This is a genomic window from Tamaricihabitans halophyticus (assembly GCF_004340875.1).
In the GTDB taxonomy this organism is placed as follows: Bacteria; Actinomycetota; Actinomycetes; order Mycobacteriales; family Pseudonocardiaceae; genus Tamaricihabitans; species Tamaricihabitans halophyticus.
This window is the reverse complement of record NZ_SLXQ01000012.1, coordinates 136,797-153,088: the sequence shown is the minus strand read 5'-3', so window position 1 is coordinate 153,088 and position 16,292 is coordinate 136,797. Positions and strand designations below refer to the sequence as shown.

At 64.4% G+C, this 16,292-nt stretch carries 16 protein-coding genes; 10 read left to right on the top strand and 6 right to left on the bottom strand.

Annotated elements, in window-relative coordinates; genetic code table 11:
- Window positions 1-786, top strand: coding sequence for a DeoR/GlpR family DNA-binding transcription regulator (locus EV191_RS23045; RefSeq protein ID WP_132879323.1), 786 nt, complete (start codon window positions 1-3; stop codon window positions 784-786).
- Between the two features lie 33 nt (window positions 787-819).
- On the opposite strand, the gene EV191_RS23040 is transcribed toward EV191_RS23045, so the two are convergent.
- The 6 genes from EV191_RS23040 to EV191_RS23015 all read right to left on the bottom strand — a co-directional run bounded on the left by EV191_RS23040 (window position 820) and on the right by EV191_RS23015 (window position 6,902).
- Complete coding sequence (locus EV191_RS23040) at window positions 820-1,374, bottom strand: TetR/AcrR family transcriptional regulator (protein WP_165913065.1); 555 nt, start codon at window positions 1,372-1,374, stop codon at window positions 820-822.
- Window positions 1,371-1,733 (bottom strand): DMT family transporter, encoded by a 363-nt coding sequence (locus EV191_RS23035; protein WP_132879320.1) that lies wholly within the window; start codon window positions 1,731-1,733, stop codon window positions 1,371-1,373. Before EV191_RS23035 ends, EV191_RS23040 begins: the two co-directional genes overlap by 4 nt.
- Window positions 1,730-2,050, bottom strand: a complete 321-nt coding sequence (locus EV191_RS23030) for a DMT family transporter (RefSeq protein WP_165913064.1) — start codon at window positions 2,048-2,050, stop codon at window positions 1,730-1,732. The genes EV191_RS23035 and EV191_RS23030 overlap by 4 nt, the downstream gene beginning before the upstream one ends.
- Before the next feature lie 108 nt (window positions 2,051-2,158).
- Window positions 2,159-4,036, bottom strand: coding sequence for a calcineurin-like phosphoesterase C-terminal domain-containing protein (locus EV191_RS23025; protein ID WP_207894626.1), 1,878 nt, complete (start codon window positions 4,034-4,036; stop codon window positions 2,159-2,161).
- A 141-nt stretch (window positions 4,037-4,177) separates the two neighbouring features.
- Window positions 4,178-5,332, bottom strand: a complete 1,155-nt coding sequence (locus EV191_RS23020) for a M20 family metallopeptidase (protein ID WP_132879316.1) — start codon at window positions 5,330-5,332, stop codon at window positions 4,178-4,180.
- 22 nt (window positions 5,333-5,354) lie between these two features.
- Window positions 5,355-6,902 carry an AbgT family transporter gene (locus EV191_RS23015; RefSeq protein ID WP_132879315.1) on the bottom strand — a complete coding sequence of 516 codons (1,548 nt, stop codon included), beginning with the start codon at window positions 6,900-6,902 and terminating at the stop codon, window positions 5,355-5,357.
- A 110-nt stretch (window positions 6,903-7,012) separates the two neighbouring features.
- Between EV191_RS23015 and EV191_RS23010 the strand changes: the two genes are divergently transcribed.
- The 9 genes from EV191_RS23010 (at window position 7,013) to EV191_RS22970 (ending at window position 16,281) form a co-directional block, all read left to right on the top strand.
- On the top strand, window positions 7,013-7,204 hold the full coding sequence (locus EV191_RS23010) for a DUF4177 domain-containing protein (RefSeq protein WP_132879313.1): 192 nt from the start codon (window positions 7,013-7,015) through the stop codon (window positions 7,202-7,204).
- A 98-nt stretch (window positions 7,205-7,302) separates the two neighbouring features.
- Entirely contained in the window at window positions 7,303-8,136 is an 834-nt protein-coding gene (locus tag EV191_RS23005) for an arylamine N-acetyltransferase family protein (protein ID WP_132879311.1), read from the top strand.
- Window positions 8,137-8,364: 228 nt separating this feature from the next.
- Complete coding sequence (locus EV191_RS23000) at window positions 8,365-10,026, top strand: PucR family transcriptional regulator (RefSeq protein WP_165913063.1); 1,662 nt, start codon at window positions 8,365-8,367, stop codon at window positions 10,024-10,026.
- 100 nt (window positions 10,027-10,126) lie between these two features.
- Complete coding sequence (locus tag EV191_RS22995; protein ID WP_132879308.1) at window positions 10,127-11,041, top strand: phosphotriesterase family protein; 915 nt, start codon at window positions 10,127-10,129, stop codon at window positions 11,039-11,041.
- A 78-nt stretch (window positions 11,042-11,119) separates the two neighbouring features.
- On the top strand, window positions 11,120-11,893 hold the full coding sequence (locus tag EV191_RS22990; protein WP_341539637.1) for an enoyl-CoA hydratase/isomerase family protein: 774 nt from the start codon (window positions 11,120-11,122) through the stop codon (window positions 11,891-11,893).
- Entirely contained in the window at window positions 11,890-13,476 is a 1,587-nt protein-coding gene (locus EV191_RS22985; RefSeq protein WP_132879306.1) for an AMP-binding protein, read from the top strand. Before EV191_RS22990 ends, EV191_RS22985 begins: the two co-directional genes overlap by 4 nt.
- Complete coding sequence (locus EV191_RS22980; RefSeq protein ID WP_132879304.1) at window positions 13,464-14,486, top strand: TRAP transporter substrate-binding protein; 1,023 nt, start codon at window positions 13,464-13,466, stop codon at window positions 14,484-14,486. Before EV191_RS22985 ends, EV191_RS22980 begins: the two co-directional genes overlap by 13 nt.
- Window positions 14,483-15,007, top strand: coding sequence for a TRAP transporter small permease (locus EV191_RS22975; RefSeq protein ID WP_132879303.1), 525 nt, complete (start codon window positions 14,483-14,485; stop codon window positions 15,005-15,007). Before EV191_RS22980 ends, EV191_RS22975 begins: the two co-directional genes overlap by 4 nt.
- Window positions 15,004-16,281 carry a TRAP transporter large permease gene (locus tag EV191_RS22970; protein ID WP_132879301.1) on the top strand — a complete coding sequence of 426 codons (1,278 nt, stop codon included), beginning with the start codon at window positions 15,004-15,006 and terminating at the stop codon, window positions 16,279-16,281. The genes EV191_RS22975 and EV191_RS22970 overlap by 4 nt, the downstream gene beginning before the upstream one ends.
- The last annotated feature ends 11 nt before the right edge of the window (window positions 16,282-16,292 follow it).

Genomic DNA, 16,292 nt, shown 5'->3' with positions numbered 1-16,292 from the left:
ATGCCCCGTCCAGCGCGGGACCGCCGCGCCGACATCCTGCGGCTGGCCAATACATCCGGGCTAACCAGCGTGACGGAGCTGTCCCGCGCGTTCGGCGTCACCGCATCCACGATCCGCCGTGACCTCGCCCAGCTCGAATCGACCGGGCAACTGGCGCGCACCTACGGTGGCGCGATGGCTGTTGACGCACAGCAGGAGGCCTCGCTGCGGCAACGCAGCACCGAAGCCTTCGCGGCGAAGCGCGCGATCGGCGTATGGGCAGCAGCGCAGATCGGCGCGCGGGAGACGGTCCTGCTGGACGCCGGCACCACCACGGGCGCGGTCGCGCGTGAACTGGCTGGCCGGCGCGAACTGCGCGTCGTGACGACGGGGCTGACCGTCCTGCATGAGCTGGCCAACGCCTCCGAGGTACGAGTGGAATGCCTTGGCGGCACCCTGCGGCAGCTCAGCCAAGGCTTCGTCGGACCACTCACCGAGGCGGCGCTGGAGCGGATGACCTTCGATCGCGTGTTCCTCGGCGCGGACGGGGTAACCGCCGAACACGGCATCTGCGAGGCGGACTCGCAGCAGACCAGGCTCAAGGAACTCATGGCCAGCCGCGCCGACCAGGTTTACGTGCTGGTGCATGCGGCGAAACTAGGGCAACGCCCGTTTCACGCGCACGCGCCGTTCGGTCCGGGATGGAAGCTGGTGACAGACGCCGACGCCGATCCGGCGAGCACGGCTGACTTTCGGGATCGCGGTATCGAAGTGATCGTCGTCAATACGAATGGACACGCACAGTAACCGCAAGATCTCTCAACAACGCGGTTGCGGGGTTCAGCGACCGGCGGCGCGGCGGAGGGTGGCGATCAGCTGCTCCCTGGTGAACGGCTCAGGGCTGAGCAAGGACTGCAGCTGGAGACCGTCGGCCGCGGCGGTCAGCGCATCCGCTGTCGTGGCGTCCATGTGCTGGCGTAGCGAACTCCGCAGATGCCCGACCCAGGCCGTGCTCCGCGCGCGGTACTCCGGCCGGCGCAGGCCGAGCATGTACAGCTCGTAGGCCATAACGCTGCGCGCCCGCCCGCTGGTGGTCTGCTCGACGATCAGCTCGGCCAGTTGCTCGATCAGCGCCTCGGTGTCGGGTAAGGCTTCGTCCCACCCGCTGAATCTTTGCAAACTGTCCTCGGCTGCCTGGTCCACGACGGCCGCGATCAGATCATCGATCTGTGGGAAGTAGTACGTGGCCGAGCCAAGCGGGACCTCGGCTTCAGCTGCCACCGTGCGGTAACTGAGGCCGTCGAAGCCATCCCTGCTCAGCACGGCAAGCGCCGCACGTACCAGGCGGCTCCGCCGCCCAGGATCGGCCGGCCCGCGTTTCCTGCGTTCGGTCACTGTGGACTGCTGCTTCTCCGGTTCAACACGATGACCCCGAAGGTTACCAGCGCGATCCCGAACAAAGCCGGAATCGTGAGCTGCTGCGCGAAAAAGACCGCGGCCAAGATGACCACGAGCGCCGAGCCGGCCCCCGTCCAGACCGTGTACGCGACGCTGGTTGGCAACACGACGAGCACCCTGGCCAGCAACACCACCGCGGACAGGTAAGCCACCAGCGCGCCAACCGATGGCCAGAGCTGGCGGAGACCATCCGAGAACTTCAGCAGCAGGGTGCCCGCGACCTCAGCGACGACGGTGTAGCTGAGCAGCAACCACGCCCGCCTCCTGGACCGCTCGGTTACCCGGGGACTACTCATAGCCCGCCCCCGAAGTTGATCAGCGTGATCCCGGCGACGACAAGTCCAACACCTACGCCATGCCGCCAACCCAGCCGCTCGCCGAAGAACAACCGGTCCACCACGAGCAGCACGATCGCGGCGATCCCAGTCCACACCGCGTAAACCACACCGACCGGCAGCATCTCAACCAGGCGCGCCAACAGGACCGTCGCCCCCGCATAGGCGATGAGCGAACCCACCGAAGGCCACCACCGACGAAAGCCCGCGGACAGCTTGACCAGCAGGGTGCCACTCACCCCACAGCCAACCGCCGCGGCAAGCAAGAGAACCGACACCCCAGAATAATAGAACGACTGTACACATATTTCCAGAGCCAAAGACCGCGCCCCGTAACCGCGATCCCGAGGGATCCTGCGGTCACGGGGCGCGGCCAGTTCAGTGCATTAGCGCTGTTCGACGACCTCGAAGGTCAAGGTGTCGGTGTAGCTACGGCCATGCGAGTCGGTGGCGGTCACCTCCGCCTCGTGCTCACCGACCTCGAGGTCGGCCGGCAGCTGGTAACGCCACAGGTGCATGGCCCGGTCGGCGAGACTGCCGCCGTGCACCAACTGCTGCGAAACGGCATACGGGTCCGACCACTCGGCGCCCACCCGCTGGGCTTCGCCCTGCATCTGCTGCGTACGGGTCGCTTCCCTCGGTTCGCCGCCATCGATGCTTACCTCGACCGTCGATCCGGTCGCTCCCATCCAGAAGTTGGTGGTGAGCCAGGTTTCGTCGGCCAGGTCAGCACGATCCACCACCAGTGGCTGGTCCAGCTCGGGCGCATCGCCGCTCGGGCTCTCGTTCCATTCCTGCCGCTCGTTGTACCACGCCCGGTAGGTGGGGCTGTTCACGCCAAGCTGCGTCTGCACATTCTCATCGCCGCCGGTAACCGTGTAACGCTCCTGGAAGGAGTTTCCGTTCACGTCCAATGTGACCAGTCCGGGCCGGCCGCCGTCCCTGCCGATCGCGGTCGGGTAGCCGTTCTCGGTCACTTCACCGGAGTACCAGTCACCCGAGATCGCACCGGCCGTGATGTGCGGGAAGGGCAGCTTCTCGATACCGAAGAGTTCCTGCCAGCCGGCCGAGCTGTCCCCGGTCTTCATGTTCTCGATGGAGTGGCTGTGCCCGGACACCGCTACCGCCTTGCGGCCCTTCAACAGTTCGTGCACCTCACGCACCTGGTCGACCTGGTGCACCGGGCTGCTCTCGTCGGCGTAGTTCAACAGTCCAATGTGGCTAGCCACAACCACGAGCTTGTCCCTGTCGACGTTGTCCAGATCCCGCTTCAACCAGGCGAGTTGCTTGTCATCCAGCCGACCGTTGTAGCTCGGGTCGCCCTCGGGATCGTCACATTGCGAACCGAGCCCAGGCGCGTTGTCGTCTTCCTTGGTACACGGATACTGCACCGTGTTCAGCGCGACCACATGCACGTTTCCGACATCGTACGAGTAGTACGACGGCGCGAGCTCCGCCCGGAAGGTGTCGAACGAGTGCTCCGGCTTCGTGGCATCGAAGTCGAGATCGTGGTTGCCCGGCAGGAACCGCGCGGGTCCGTTGGTCATCGCGGTGAGGTCTTTCACGTCCGAGAACAGCGAAAGGTCATCGCCGACCACGTCACCGACGAAAAGCGTGCCGCAGCCCTGATAGTCGTTCCGGTTCGCGAGGTCGTTGATCGCGCCCTTACGCGCGTACTCCACCTCGGTGCGATCGTAGGTCTGCAGATCGCCGGCCATCACGCAGCTCTGCTCGGCACCCGCGGTCTGCTCGCTTTCCACCAGCGGGAAGTTGACGGCGGATGGCAACGGCCCGGTCGGCTCGATACCGCCGTACCGCAGTTCGGGCGAACCCTTCGGCAGGTGGTTGTAGTGGAACTGGGGGATATTGTGCTCGTCCATCGGGACCTGGTAACCGGCCGGCTGCGTGATGAACACCGTCATATTGTCGAATGCCGGCAACCGGTACCGGCCCTCGCTGTCGGTGGTGACGACGTCCCGCCCGTTCGACACCACGACACCCGGTACACCGCGTTCGCCATCGCTGGCGCTGTCCCGATTGTCGTCCTGGAAGACCCTGCCGGTCAGCACGTTCGCCTTGGTGGGGCCTGCCGGGGTGCGGACAACCTCAACCTCGCCCCGGTATGCGTCGTCGGTTGCTGGTTCCTGTTCCGCGGTCGCCGTCGGCGTGCTGACCGCGGCGGTGGTCATGGCAACCGCCGCCGCCGCGCACACCGCGAGCGCGGCGCGCAAGGTACTGCGTTCGCGTAATGCGGACCTCAACATACGTTTGTTCTCCGATGAGTCGGGGACCGTGCCCGGCCGCAACGGCCGGCGGTTAGCCAGCCTTCCGGACAAAGCTGAACAATCACCTGATCACTGGAGAACAGTGAAGAAACGACAAACGACCTTGGTACCGGAAACCCGTCAGGTCGGCTGCTCGCCAAGCCCGCGCAGGATTCCGGCGAGCAACGCGGTACGCGACGGAATGTGTTCGGTGCGTACATGCTCGTGCCTGGCGTGCGCGCCCGCGCCCACGGCACCGAGGCCGTCCAACACCGGACGCCCGAGTGCGGCGACAAAGTTGCCGTCGCTGGCGCCACCGACGGCCGCGTGTTCCAGTTGCCAGCCGTACTCCTTGGCGATCCGCTGTGCCATGGCGAGCAACGAATCGGACCCAGGATTCGGCACCATCGGCGGTCGGTTCCAGCCACCTCGTACGGTGACCTCAGCACTCGGATTGACCGGTCGCAGCCCGGCGAGAACTTCGTCAATGCGGCGCATCTCGGCCGGATCGGAGATCCGGATGTCGATACCACAGCGCGCATGCTTGGCGACCACGTTGCGTCCGGTCCCACCCTCGATGGTGCCAACGTTCACCGTGGTTCCCTTACTCCGATCGGTCATGCCAACCAGCGCGGGCACCATGCTGGCGAGCTCGTGGATCGCGCTCACGCCGGCGTCCGGGTCGAGCCCCGCATGCGACTCCAGCCCCCGCACGGCTACCTCGAACAGTCCGACGCCCTTGCGTTCGGTTTTCAACGCGCCATCAACGGATGCCTCGCATACCAGTGTGGCGAGCACGCCCTCGCTGAGCCGCTCGATATGTTCACGGGCGAACGGGCTACCGATCTCCTCGTCACCATTGAGTAGGAAACGCACGCTCGGCGCGGGAATATCCAGTGATCGCAGGCAACGCAATGCCCAGACCGCTTGCACCAGGCCGAGTTTCATATCGAAAGCACCCGGTCCGGTTGCTTTCCCCTCGCTGACCCGAAACGGCCAGTCGGCGAGTGTCCCAGCCGGCCAGACGGTGTCGTAGTGACACAGCACCAGCACGGTTCCCGGTGCGTCGCCGGGATAGTTGAGCTCGAGTGCGTCGCCATACTCGCCGCCGGGGTAACGACGTGCTTGCGCGGCCGCACCAAGGCGCTCGGTCAACCAATCGTGGATGCGCGCGAGGCCCGTGTCCAGAAGGCCCTTGTCATAGCTTGGTGTTTCCAGCTCGACAAGCCGCCGCAGGTCATCGGTCATTTCCGGCAGGGCGTGCGCCGTCCATTCCGGAATCGTGTCAGCAGTCATACCGTGCAGTCTCCTCCGCGGCTCAACGAACCGGTGCGCCAGGTCCGAGTGGGATGCCGAGTGCCCACCAGGCAAGGAATATCGCCGTCCAGCTGACGAGTACGGTGATCGAGACCGGCAGGGTCAACGACATCAACGTGCCGATACCCGCCTGCTTGCGGTACCGCTGCAGGAAACCAAGCGCCATCGCGAAGTACGGGCTCATCGGGCTGATCAGGTTCGTGGCCGAGTCGGCGATCCGGAATACCGCGAGCGTTGTCTCCGCCGGTACCTGCAGCAACAGGAACATCGGAACGAAAACGGGCGCGATCAAGGTCCACTGTGCCGACCCGCTGGTGATGAACAGGTTCATCACCGTGGCCACCAGAATCATGCCAAGGAACAGCAGCACCGAGTGCACGCCAAGGGATTCCAGTAGCTCGGCGCCCCGAATCGCCAGTACTTCGCCCATCTTGCTCCAGCCGAAGTAGGCGATGAACTGGCTCGCGGCGAGGAACAACACGATCACCGGCGCCAGGTCACGTACCCCGGATGCCATCGCGGCGGGAACCTCGCCTGCCTTGGTGATCGTGCCGACTGTGCGGCCATAGACGAAGCCGAGCAGTAGGAACAGGCCACCGAGCACGACCGCCATCCCGGAGATGATCGCGGAGTCCAGGATGCCACCGTCTTCACCGCGAAACGGTGATGCCGGCGGAAGTAGCACTCCGATGATCACCGCGACGGCAGCCAGCAGCGCGATCCCCGCGTTGCGCAAGCCCTTGCGCTCCGCCGCGGACAGTCGTATATCGCCGAGATCCTGGTCGCTCGCATCGCCGTCCACCGTCATATGGGCGGCACGTTTACTGAGCAGCAGCTCCACGACCAGCGTGATCATCAAAGCCAGGATCGCCGCCGATGCCGCGGTGAAGAAGTAGTTGGCCAGTGGGTTGACCACGTAGTCCGGATCGATCACCTGCGCGGCCGAGGTGGTGATCCCGGCGAAGAGGACATCCCCCGGCGTGGGAAACACCGAAGCGTCGTAGCCGGCAGAGACCGACCCGAAGGCGACCGCCAGGCCGAGGATCGGGCTACGTCCGACCGCCTTGAACACCAGTGCGCCAAGCGGCAGCAGCACCACGTAGGCGGCGTCAGAGATCACGCTGGCCGAAACACCGGTGAAGGCCAGCGCGAACGTCAGGTACTTCGGTGAGACACGGGTGACCGTGCGGCGCAACAGCGCCGCGAGCATCCCGCTCTGCTCGGCGACCGCCACCCCCATCATGACCGCCACGATCAGCGCGAGCGGCGGGAAGCTCGCGAAGTTCTCCACCGCGTCACCCAGCATCATATGGATGCCATCGGAGCTGATCAGGCTGCTGATCTCGACCCGCTCACCGTCCACTGGAGACACCGCGAAGGCGCCGAGCGCGTCGAGTAGCACGCTGAGCGCGACGACGACCCCCGCCATGAACACGAACAGCCAGAACGGGTGCGGCAGCCGGTTACCGATCCGCTCCACACCAGCGAGCACGCGCAGCGTGAACCTGATCAACCGCGAGTTCGACTCGACATCCGTGCTGGCGGCCATCCAACACTCCTTCCGTTCGTGGCCGACCGATTAGAACGGGCTCCGCGAAGTACAGTCAAGACGACGCGCGAATACCGCGATCACCATGGACGACCGGAAGGACAGGGGCGATGTCGACGGAATTCGAGTACCGGGTGCAGACCTACAAGCTGGGCTGGAAAGGTTTCGACTTCGGCCAGATCGAAACCGATCTCAACGAACTCGGTCGGCAAGGCTGGGACGCGGTCAGCACCGTCGCCCCGAGCGTGGGAAGCGGACACACGGGCGAGTTCGGGATCATCCTCAAGCGGCCTCGCGGCTGATCCAGTTCAGCGGCGGCAACCGCAAGATCCCTAAAGATTGTGGACGCCGCTAGTCACCCATCCGAGACTCGAGGAAGTACCGCGGGAAGGGCGAAACTATGACCGAATCTGATCAGTGGCGGATCAACGATCTCGACTTGGACGCCTACCTGGCGAGGCTGGGCCTGCCGGCCGAAGCGCCCACCCGCGACTACCTCGATTCGCTACACGAAGCGCACCTGCACGCGTTTACCTTCGATAACCTCGATGTGCTGCTCAACCAGCATCCCGGGGTCGCGCTGAAGTCCGTGCAGGAGAAGTTCGTCGGTCGCGGGCGCGGCGGCTACTGCTTCGAGCACAGCGTCCTGTTCGGCGCCGCACTGCAACGGCTCGGCTACAACGTGGTACGGCGGTTGGGCAGAGTGGGCGATCCGACGCAGACGGCCCGCACCCATCTGGTCATCGAGGTCTCGCTCGACGGCCAACGACTGCTTGCCGACCCGGGCTTCGGCTTCAGCATCCGGCGCCCGATCCCGCTCGTCGACGAAGCGCAGGACACTTACCGTGGCGCGACCCACCGCGTGCGAAGGAGCGCCGAGGCTGGGCAGATCCACTGGGAGTTACAGCGGCTCCGGGAATCCGGCTGGGAACGCATGCACACCACCGACGAACTCACCGTCTACCCTGCCGACGTCGACAGCGGACACCACTACACCAGTACACACCCCGAGTCGGTATTCCAGAATCAACTCGTCGTCGCCCGATATCTGGCCGACGATCGACATGTCACGCTCACCCAACACGCGATCACTATCCGCAAGCCCGAGCAGGGCACCGCACACCGCGAACTGACCGAGCAGGAACTCGACGATTGGTTGGCTCGGCTGGATGTCCGCCTGACTGCCGATGAACTCGATCGGCTGCACCGCAGGATCGCCGCACTGCCCAGTTAAAAGCGGGTTTCCGCGCTGTCACGGTTGCTCGCGACCGGAACCGCTCCCTGGCTTTTGCCATGCTGGTATGCCATCCTCAACGATTGGTCACAGTTCGCGCACTTGAAGATAGTGAGCGAGGCGATGATGGCAGTGCAGCTCCGGTCCCTCGATGCCCCCGATTCCCCCAATAATCCCAACTCGCCAACCGGTGCCACTGAATTGCGTGGCCTACCATCGGTTTTGGACGTGCTCGAACTGCCATCCGTTCGCCGCGGGCTGCCTGACATCGTTGCTGGCGCACAATCACTCACCGCGCAGGTGCACTGGATACACGTGTGCGAACAGCCAGATATGGAGAACTTCCTGAATGGCGGCGAACTGGTGCTCACCGGCGGCACCGGCCTTGAGCCCGCGCCCGAGGCCTGGGTTCCGTTGATCGACGCGGTCTGCGATTCCGGTTCGGTCGGCTTCATCATCGAGCTCGGTCGCTATCACGAGTCCGTACCCGATGCCGGTCTTGCCAGGGCACGTGAGCGCGAGCTGCCGCTGATTACCCTGCAGCGCGCTATCCGTTTCGTCGACGTGACGCATTCCGTGCACAAGCTCATCAGGGACCGGCATGCGGAGGAGCTGCGGCAACGGATCGCCGTACACGAAACCTTCACCCAGCTGACCGTTTCCGGCGCTGATGCCGAAGCGATCGTGCAGCAGGTCGGCAAGATGTTGGAATGCCCTGTGGTGCTGGAAAATCTCGCGCACCAGGTACTCGCCTGCCATAACCACGATCGGCCCATACTGGACCTGCTCGATGGCTGGGAACAACGATCCCGCGATGTGCAGACCGAACCACGCACCGCCTACGATCCGAGCGAACACTGGCTGTTGACCAAAGTGGGCGCGCACGACGAGCCATGGGGCCGCCTGATTATCCTTCCTGGCACGGACCCACCCGACCGGGCGGCGAGTGACCATGCACTCGCCCGCACTATCGCCGAAAGGGCGGCGGATGCCCTCGCATTGCGCCGACTGATCGAACGCGACCGGGAAACCCTTGAGCATCAATCCCAGCGAACCCTGTTGAACGCCATACTCGATCCGGGCTTGACCGATACCGACGAGCTGACCGCGAAGGCGCGCGCGCTTGGTGTGGAACTCATCGGTCGGCAGTTGATCGGTGGCTGTGTGCGGATCCGCACCGACAGCCAACCACGCGCCACCCCACAGCCGGCGGAAGCGCGGCAACGCGAGTACATCGCGGCGATCGAGCGCGCGACTGCCGCTTGCCCGCGCGTTGGCACGTTAATCGCCAGCTCCGAACCAGACCGGCTACTGCTGGTTGCCTCGCTGCCCGCGGAGCAGCCGGATACCGAGTTCCTGGACAGCTTCGCCAGCGAGATTCATCGGCAACTCGGTGAACTACCCTGGTCCTGCGGTGCGATCGTCGGATTCGGGACGACCACGCGAGTATTGCCGGACGTCGCTCGCTCCTGCGCCGAGGCCAAGCACGCCGCAACGGCAGCGGACGGTTGGGACCGCCGACAACCGTACTACCGACTTGCCGATTTCGGCGTGCACGGCCTACTGCACCTACTACGGGACGACACGCGAGTCCAGGCCTTCGTTGAGCATGAGCTCGGCGAACTGCTCAACTACGACCAGCGAAACGGCACCGATCTGGTTACGGTACTGCGGGTCTATCTCGCCAACGGTCTGAACAAATCGACCACCGCGAAGGAACTCTTTCTGAGCCGCCCTTCCCTCTACGACCGGCTGAGCCGGATCGAGCAGGTACTGCGAATGGACGTAACCGCCAGTGATGCGGCGCTATCGCTACACGTCGCGTTGCGCGCGTTGGACTGTATGCGGGGCGAGACGTCGAGGCCACGTGGCGCGGCCGACACTGTGTAAAGCGATCCGCGGTACCCCTACATGGCTGCACCTGGTGTGCCGGCGTGCGGTGGCGCAAGGTTGAGATGCGTCAATCCTCGAGTGATGGGGTGCACAGATCATGGCGATTCAGTCCGTAATTGGTCCAGTTGAACCAGCCGAACTCGGTTTCACGCTCCCGCATGAACACTTACTTTCGAACCTCACCAAGGAGTACCGCGGTGACGGGTTGCTCAATGATGTTGACCTGATGGTCGCCGAGCTAGCCGAGTACCGGGAAGCCGGCGGCGGCTCACTTGTGGACTGCACGACGATCGGGCTGGGCAGGGATCCTGTTCGGATCAAGGAGATCGCCAGCCGCTCAGGCGTGAACGTCATCATGGGCACCGGTTTCTATCGCGAGCCGTACCTGGAACCCGACTGGATCGACCGTCGCGATGTGGCGTCCATCGCCGGGCAGCTTGTCGAGGAGATCGAGACCGGCGTTGCGGACACCGGGATCCGGGCAGGGCTGATTGGCGAAGTCGGCGCGGACAAATGGTACATCTCGGCCGTCGAGGAGCGCTCCCTACGCGCCGCGGCAAGGGCGCAACGGAGCACCGGTGTCGCGATCACCACGCATGCCGCGCGATGGCCAGTCGGCCTGGCACAATTGGACATCTTCGCCGAAGAAGGCGTCGATCCACGCAAGGTGATCATCGGGCACTGCGATACGGTGCCGGATCCTGGCTACCACCTGGCGCTTGCCAAGCGCGGCTGCTACGTGCAATTCGACACCATCGGCCTGCACCGCAGTGAGTACGACCTGCGTCGCAGGGTCGAATGGGTACGTAATCTGATCGATCACGGCTTCGGCGCACAGATCCTGATCTCCCACGACATCTGCCTGCGGACCGCGTTGCGCGCCACCGGCGGAGCCGGATTCGCCTTTATTACCAACACGTTTCTCCCGTTGCTTGGCGAGTCAGGACTCGCCAAGGAGCAGCTCGACGGCATCACCGTGCGCAATGTGGCCACGGCACTCGATCCGGCCTGAGCCAGCAGCGCGCCCAGCCGAACCGCAATATCGCTGAACATCGCGGTCCAGATCTCGGAGGAAGGTTCGTTGAGCACCGTGCAGACTTTCGGAAATGGCACCATCGAATTCGACATCGACGCCGATATTGCCTCGATAACACTGAACCGACCCAAGTCGCTGAACGCCGTGGTGCCCGAACTAGTGGATGGGCTCTGCCGCGCGATCGACGAAGCTATCCGCCTCGGCGCCGGCGCACTGGTACTCGGCGGGCACGGGCGGGCATTCTGCGCGGGCCACGATCTCAAGCAGGAGGAACCCACCGATCCGATGCGGTTACATGCCACTGTGGCCCGCATCCAGGACGTCACAAGGGCGGTTCGGCGGGCTCCATTCCCGGTGATCGCGATGGTTCATGGCTACGCGCTCGGCGCCGGCTGTGAGTTCGCTCTGTGCAGCGACCTGGTGGTGGCCGCGCGTTCCGCGGAGTTCGGCTTCCCCGAGGTTGGCGTCGGATTGAGCGTCACCGGCGGCATCTCCCAGTTACTGCCACTGACCGTCGGCCTTGCCAAGGCGAAGGAACTGGTACTGCTCGGCGAACGGTTCTCCGCCGAGCGCGCTGCCCAGCTCGGCTTGATCAATAGCGTGGTCCCGGACGATCAGTTGCGCGAGTCCACATGGGACTGGGCTCGTCGGTTGGCCGACCGGCCCCGGTTGGCGACGACGCTTGCCAAGCACGCACTGGACAACGGTTCGCCAGGCGACATCGCCGCCGCCTTCGAGATCGAACTCGGCCATGCCGTGGTTACCCAACGGTCCCGGGAATCCCAGCTCGCGCAGGCGAAGTTCGCGGCGCGGGGAGGTAACCGATGAGCCGCTCGCCGCTGGATTCGACCTGGCCCGCCGACCTACGCACGCTGACCGCGCGAGCAGCCGAACGCTGGCCGGACAGGACCGCATTGGTCTTCGATGGCCGGGACGATACGCTCAGCTTCGCCGATATCGAGCTAAGGGCCAATGCGATCGCGGCGCATCTGGCCGATCGAGGCATCGGTCCGGGTGATCGGGTATCGGTGATGCTGACCAACCGCGCCGAGTTCGTGCTTTCCTGGCTGGCGATCACGAGACTCGGTGCCGCGCTCGTACCGATCAACGTCTACTACAAGCCATTCGAGCTCGCACACCTCATCCACGATTCCGGCGCACGAATGCTGATCACCGAGAAGGCGCTGCTGCCGTCGGTAGAGCAGGCCGCCGACCTCGACGTGGTGCACTCCGGACTATTGCTCTGCGACGACGAAGCTGGGCAAGAAATCTTCCATGGCAAGGTTTCTTGGCCTCTCGAGTCAGTTCCCGCCGAGCGCACAGCCAACATCCAGTACACCTCGGGAACCACCGGGCGCCCCAAGGGTTGCGTGCTTTCTCATCGGTACTGGCTGCGTATCGCGCGCCATCTCGTTGCCGGTGAACCCCGGATCGGCGAGAACGACACGATGCTGACCGCCCAACCGTTCTATTACATGGATCCTATGTGGAACGTCGCGACCGCGCTACTTGGTGGCGCGACGCTGGTTGTACTGGAACGTTTCCGCCCCTCGATGTTCTGGGAAAAGGTTCACCAGCACGACGTCAGCTTCTTCTACTGCCTCGGCGCGATGCCAACGATGCTGTTGAACACGCCACCGGAGCAGCGCGATCGCCAGCATCGGGTACGCGCGGTCTACTGCTCGGCGATCCCGACTCCACTGCACGCCGAGCTCGAGCAGCGGTGGGGAGCGCCGTGGACGGAGATGTTCGGGATGACCGAAACCGGCCTGGACGTCCGGATGCCTGCCGATGAGCAATCGAAACTGGTCGGCACCGGTTGCATCGGCCGCGCGGTGGACGACAGGGAAGCCCGGGTACTCGATCCGGACGATAATCCGGTAGCACGCGGCGATATTGGTGAGCTGGTACTGCGCGGTGTTGGCATGATGGATGGCTACTACCGCAACCCGGATGCCACCTCCGAAGCTTTCCGGGGTGGCTGGTTGCGCACCGGTGATCTGGTCCGGATGGACGATTCCGGACGGATCTTCTACGTCGGGCGCAGCAAAGAGATGATCCGCCGCAGTGGGGAGAACATCTCGGCAACCGAACTGGAAGAAGTCCTCTGCCAGCATCCCGCGGTACAGGTGGCGGCCTGCGTTCCGGTTCCCGACCCTATCCGGCAAGAGGAAGTAAAGGCGTATCTCGTGTTGAATCCGGAATATACCGCCGAAACAGCACACCCTTCCGAGCTGAGTGAGTTCTGCGCGCAACGGTTGGCCTACTTCAAGGTGCCACGATACTGGGCTTATCGCGAGCAGCTTCCGCGCACACCGTCGGAGCGAATCGCGAAGGCGGTGCTGCGCGCCGAGCAAGACGACCTGCGCTCCGGCGCATACGACAGGGTGACCGAGGCATGGTTAACATAGCGCGTACCGGCGCGATCGCGGCGACCCTGACGCTGGCGCTGGCCGCGGGCTGCACGGATGCGTCCAGCGCTGACGACGCGACCGTCGATCTGCGACTGGGTCTGATCTACGCTCCGGAAGTCCCCGCGGTGGAATGCGGCGCTCAGCCGCTCGCCGAGGACCCCGAACTGAAGCGCCTTGGGTTGAACGTGCTGATCTACCCTTCGGCGCAGCTTGGCGGGGAAAACGAGATGGTGCAGCAGGTTTCCACCGGTCAGCTGGAAGCCACCATCGGCACCGCCTCGATCCTTGCCAACGACTTCAACTTCCCCGAGCTGACCTTTCTCGAGGCTTATTACCTTACGGACAGCATCGAGCAGGCCTTCACCGTCCATCGCAGCAAGATTGCCACCGAGCTGTTCGAACAGCTACCGGAGCGAGCGAACCTGCAGCGGGTGGGCGATCCTTGGTTGTACGGCCCACGGCATGTCTTCGGCGTTCGGCCGGTACGCCAGCTTTCGGATTTCGACGGGCTGAAGTTCCGCGTTCCGCAGGTTGATGTGTCCATCAAGGGCGCGGAGGCCCTTGGCGCTAATCCCACTCCCACGGCATACTCCGAACTCTACCTTGCCATGCAGCAGGGCATTGTGGACGCTGGGGAAGCTCCTGCTTCGGTGATCGCCGCGGAGTCTTTTGATGAGGCGGCAAGCTATGTCAGCCTCACCCGGCATCAGATCTCGGCCAGTCCGATGGTCGTGAACTCCGACTGGTGGCAGGAACTGTCCAGTGAGCAGCAGGCGGGACTGCGCTCTGCCACCAACGCCGCCGCGCGTGCGGTCGCCGAATGCGCACGGGTCGCGGACGCAAAGGCGATTGCCGACTGGCGCGCGGGCGACGCGGTGCGTGTTGTCGATGATGTGCGGCGAGATGAACTCGCCACCAGGGCCCGCGAGTACTTTTCGCACGGATTCCCGTTCAGCGAGGCGTACCGGCAAGCTCGGCAGCTACTCGAACGGGGCGCGGGACAATGAGTACCACAACCGAAACCCAGCCACCGGCAGACCAGCCTCCACTGCTCCGCCGGATCATCGCGGTAGAGCGCGCGGTGGCTGCTGCCTTGCTTGTGATCATGCTGGCGCTGATCATCATGCAGACAGCTGGCCGGTACGTGTTCGGCTATTCCTTCTTCTGGACCGAAGAGCTGGCCAGGTACTGCTACGTCTGGATGTCGTTCATCGCGGCCGTTCTGGTGGCCGCCGAACGCTCGCATATCAACATCGAGCTGTTTGATCGGACACTGGGCCGCAAGGGACGCTTGGTGCTCAATGCGCTGGCCATCCTGCTGTTGATCGTTACCTGCGTGGTGCTGCTGTTCGGCGCATTCGACTACGTGCTCGCGAACTTCCACATCTACTCGCCGGCACTACCGATTCCGATGGTGTGCCTTTACGGCGTCGTATATCTCGCGTTCGCGGGCATCGCCGGGCATGCGGTTGTCAACCTGATCCGGTTGTTCCGCGAGCACACCGTGACCCCGGCGGGGCAATCATGACACTTACCTTGCTGTTACTGGCGATCGTCCTGCTGCTACTCGTCCGGGTTCCGGTGGCGGCCGCCCTGCTGTTGCCCTGTTTTGGCTATATCCTGCTTGCCGACGGGATCACGATGGGCATCGCGCTGCAGAAGGTGGCCTCACTACTGAACTCCTTCGCGCTACTCGCGGTACCGCTGTTCATCCTGGTCGGGTTCATCGCGAACGCGGCAGGTATGGCGGATCGGATGGTGCATGCCTTGCACGCGGTGTTCGGTGGCGTCCGGGGCAGCCTTGGCTATGTGAATGTGGCCGGTAGTTTGATGTTCTCCTGGATGAGCGGATCGTCCACCGCGGATGCCGCCGCGATGGGTAGCGTGATGGTGCCGTCGATGCGGAAGAACGGCTACCCTGCCGGTTTCGCCGCCGGACTTACCGGGGCTGCCTCGATGATCGGCCCGGTAATGCCGCCGAGTGTCGGCGCCGTGGTCTATGCGGTGCTTTCCGGTTCTTCGGTCGGCGGGGTGCTGCTGGCCGGCGTGCTACCGGCGGTGGTACTTGCCGCCGGGCTGTGCCTGTACGTCTTCCTGTACACCCGGAAGCGGCCGGAGCTGGTTACCGAGCCGCTGCCGCGTGGTCAGCGACTGCCCGCCGTCGCCGGCGCGCTGCCGGTGCTCGCCGCCCCGGTCATCCTGCTTGGCGGGATTCTGGGCGGGGTGTTCACCCCCACCGAGGCAGCGGGTGTCGCCGCCCTGTACCTGATCCTGCTTTCCGTTGGCGCCCGGTGGCTCAGCTGGCGCGGGCTGTACCAAGCGCTGGTTGGCACCGCGAGCACCACCGGCCGAGTCATGTTCATCGCCGCTGCCGGCGGTCTTTTCTCGTATGTGCTTGTTCGAGAGGGAGCGCCGGCCCAGGCGGCCGAAGCGATCCTGGCGATCACCGACAGCCAGGTCATCTTCCTGCTGTTGATGAACCTGCTGCTGCTGGTGATCGGCATGGTGCTCGAACCGGCCTCCGCGCTACTGGTCACCGTGCCGGTGATCCTGCCGATCGCGCTGGAGTTCGGCGTGGATCCGTTGCAGCTCGGTGTGATCATGGTGTTGAACCTGACCATCGGCCTGCTGACCCCGCCGGTTGGCCTGGTGCTCTACGTGCTCACCTCGGTCGGGCAACTGAGCTTCCGGGATGTTGTGCGTGGAACCTCACCGCTGCTCATCCCGCTGATCTTCGTACTGCTGACCATCACCTATATCCCGGAACTCAGCACGATCATTCCGGAACTTGCTGGCCTGTGACCACGTGCTAC

Excerpts from the sequence above, each read along its gene's own strand:
- EV191_RS23045 (WP_132879323.1), top strand. The coding sequence starts at position 1 with ATGCCCCGTCCAGCGCGGGACCGCCGCGCCGACATCCTGCGGCTGGCC.
- EV191_RS23035 (WP_132879320.1), bottom strand. The coding sequence starts at position 1,733 with ATGAGTAGTCCCCGGGTAACCGAGCGGTCCAGGAGGCGGGCGTGGTTG.
- EV191_RS23025 (WP_207894626.1), bottom strand. The coding sequence starts at position 4,036 with ATGTTGAGGTCCGCATTACGCGAACGCAGTACCTTGCGCGCCGCGCTC.
- EV191_RS23020 (WP_132879316.1), bottom strand. The coding sequence starts at position 5,332 with ATGACTGCTGACACGATTCCGGAATGGACGGCGCACGCCCTGCCGGAA.
- EV191_RS23015 (WP_132879315.1), bottom strand. The coding sequence starts at position 6,902 with ATGGCCGCCAGCACGGATGTCGAGTCGAACTCGCGGTTGATCAGGTTC.
- EV191_RS23010 (WP_132879313.1), top strand. The coding sequence starts at position 7,013 with ATGTCGACGGAATTCGAGTACCGGGTGCAGACCTACAAGCTGGGCTGG.
- EV191_RS23005 (WP_132879311.1), top strand. The coding sequence starts at position 7,303 with ATGACCGAATCTGATCAGTGGCGGATCAACGATCTCGACTTGGACGCC.
- EV191_RS22995 (WP_132879308.1), top strand. The coding sequence starts at position 10,127 with ATGGCGATTCAGTCCGTAATTGGTCCAGTTGAACCAGCCGAACTCGGT.
- EV191_RS22985 (WP_132879306.1), top strand. The coding sequence starts at position 11,890 with ATGAGCCGCTCGCCGCTGGATTCGACCTGGCCCGCCGACCTACGCACG.
- EV191_RS22980 (WP_132879304.1), top strand. The coding sequence starts at position 13,464 with ATGGTTAACATAGCGCGTACCGGCGCGATCGCGGCGACCCTGACGCTG.
- EV191_RS22975 (WP_132879303.1), top strand. The coding sequence starts at position 14,483 with ATGAGTACCACAACCGAAACCCAGCCACCGGCAGACCAGCCTCCACTG.
- EV191_RS22970 (WP_132879301.1), top strand. The coding sequence starts at position 15,004 with ATGACACTTACCTTGCTGTTACTGGCGATCGTCCTGCTGCTACTCGTC.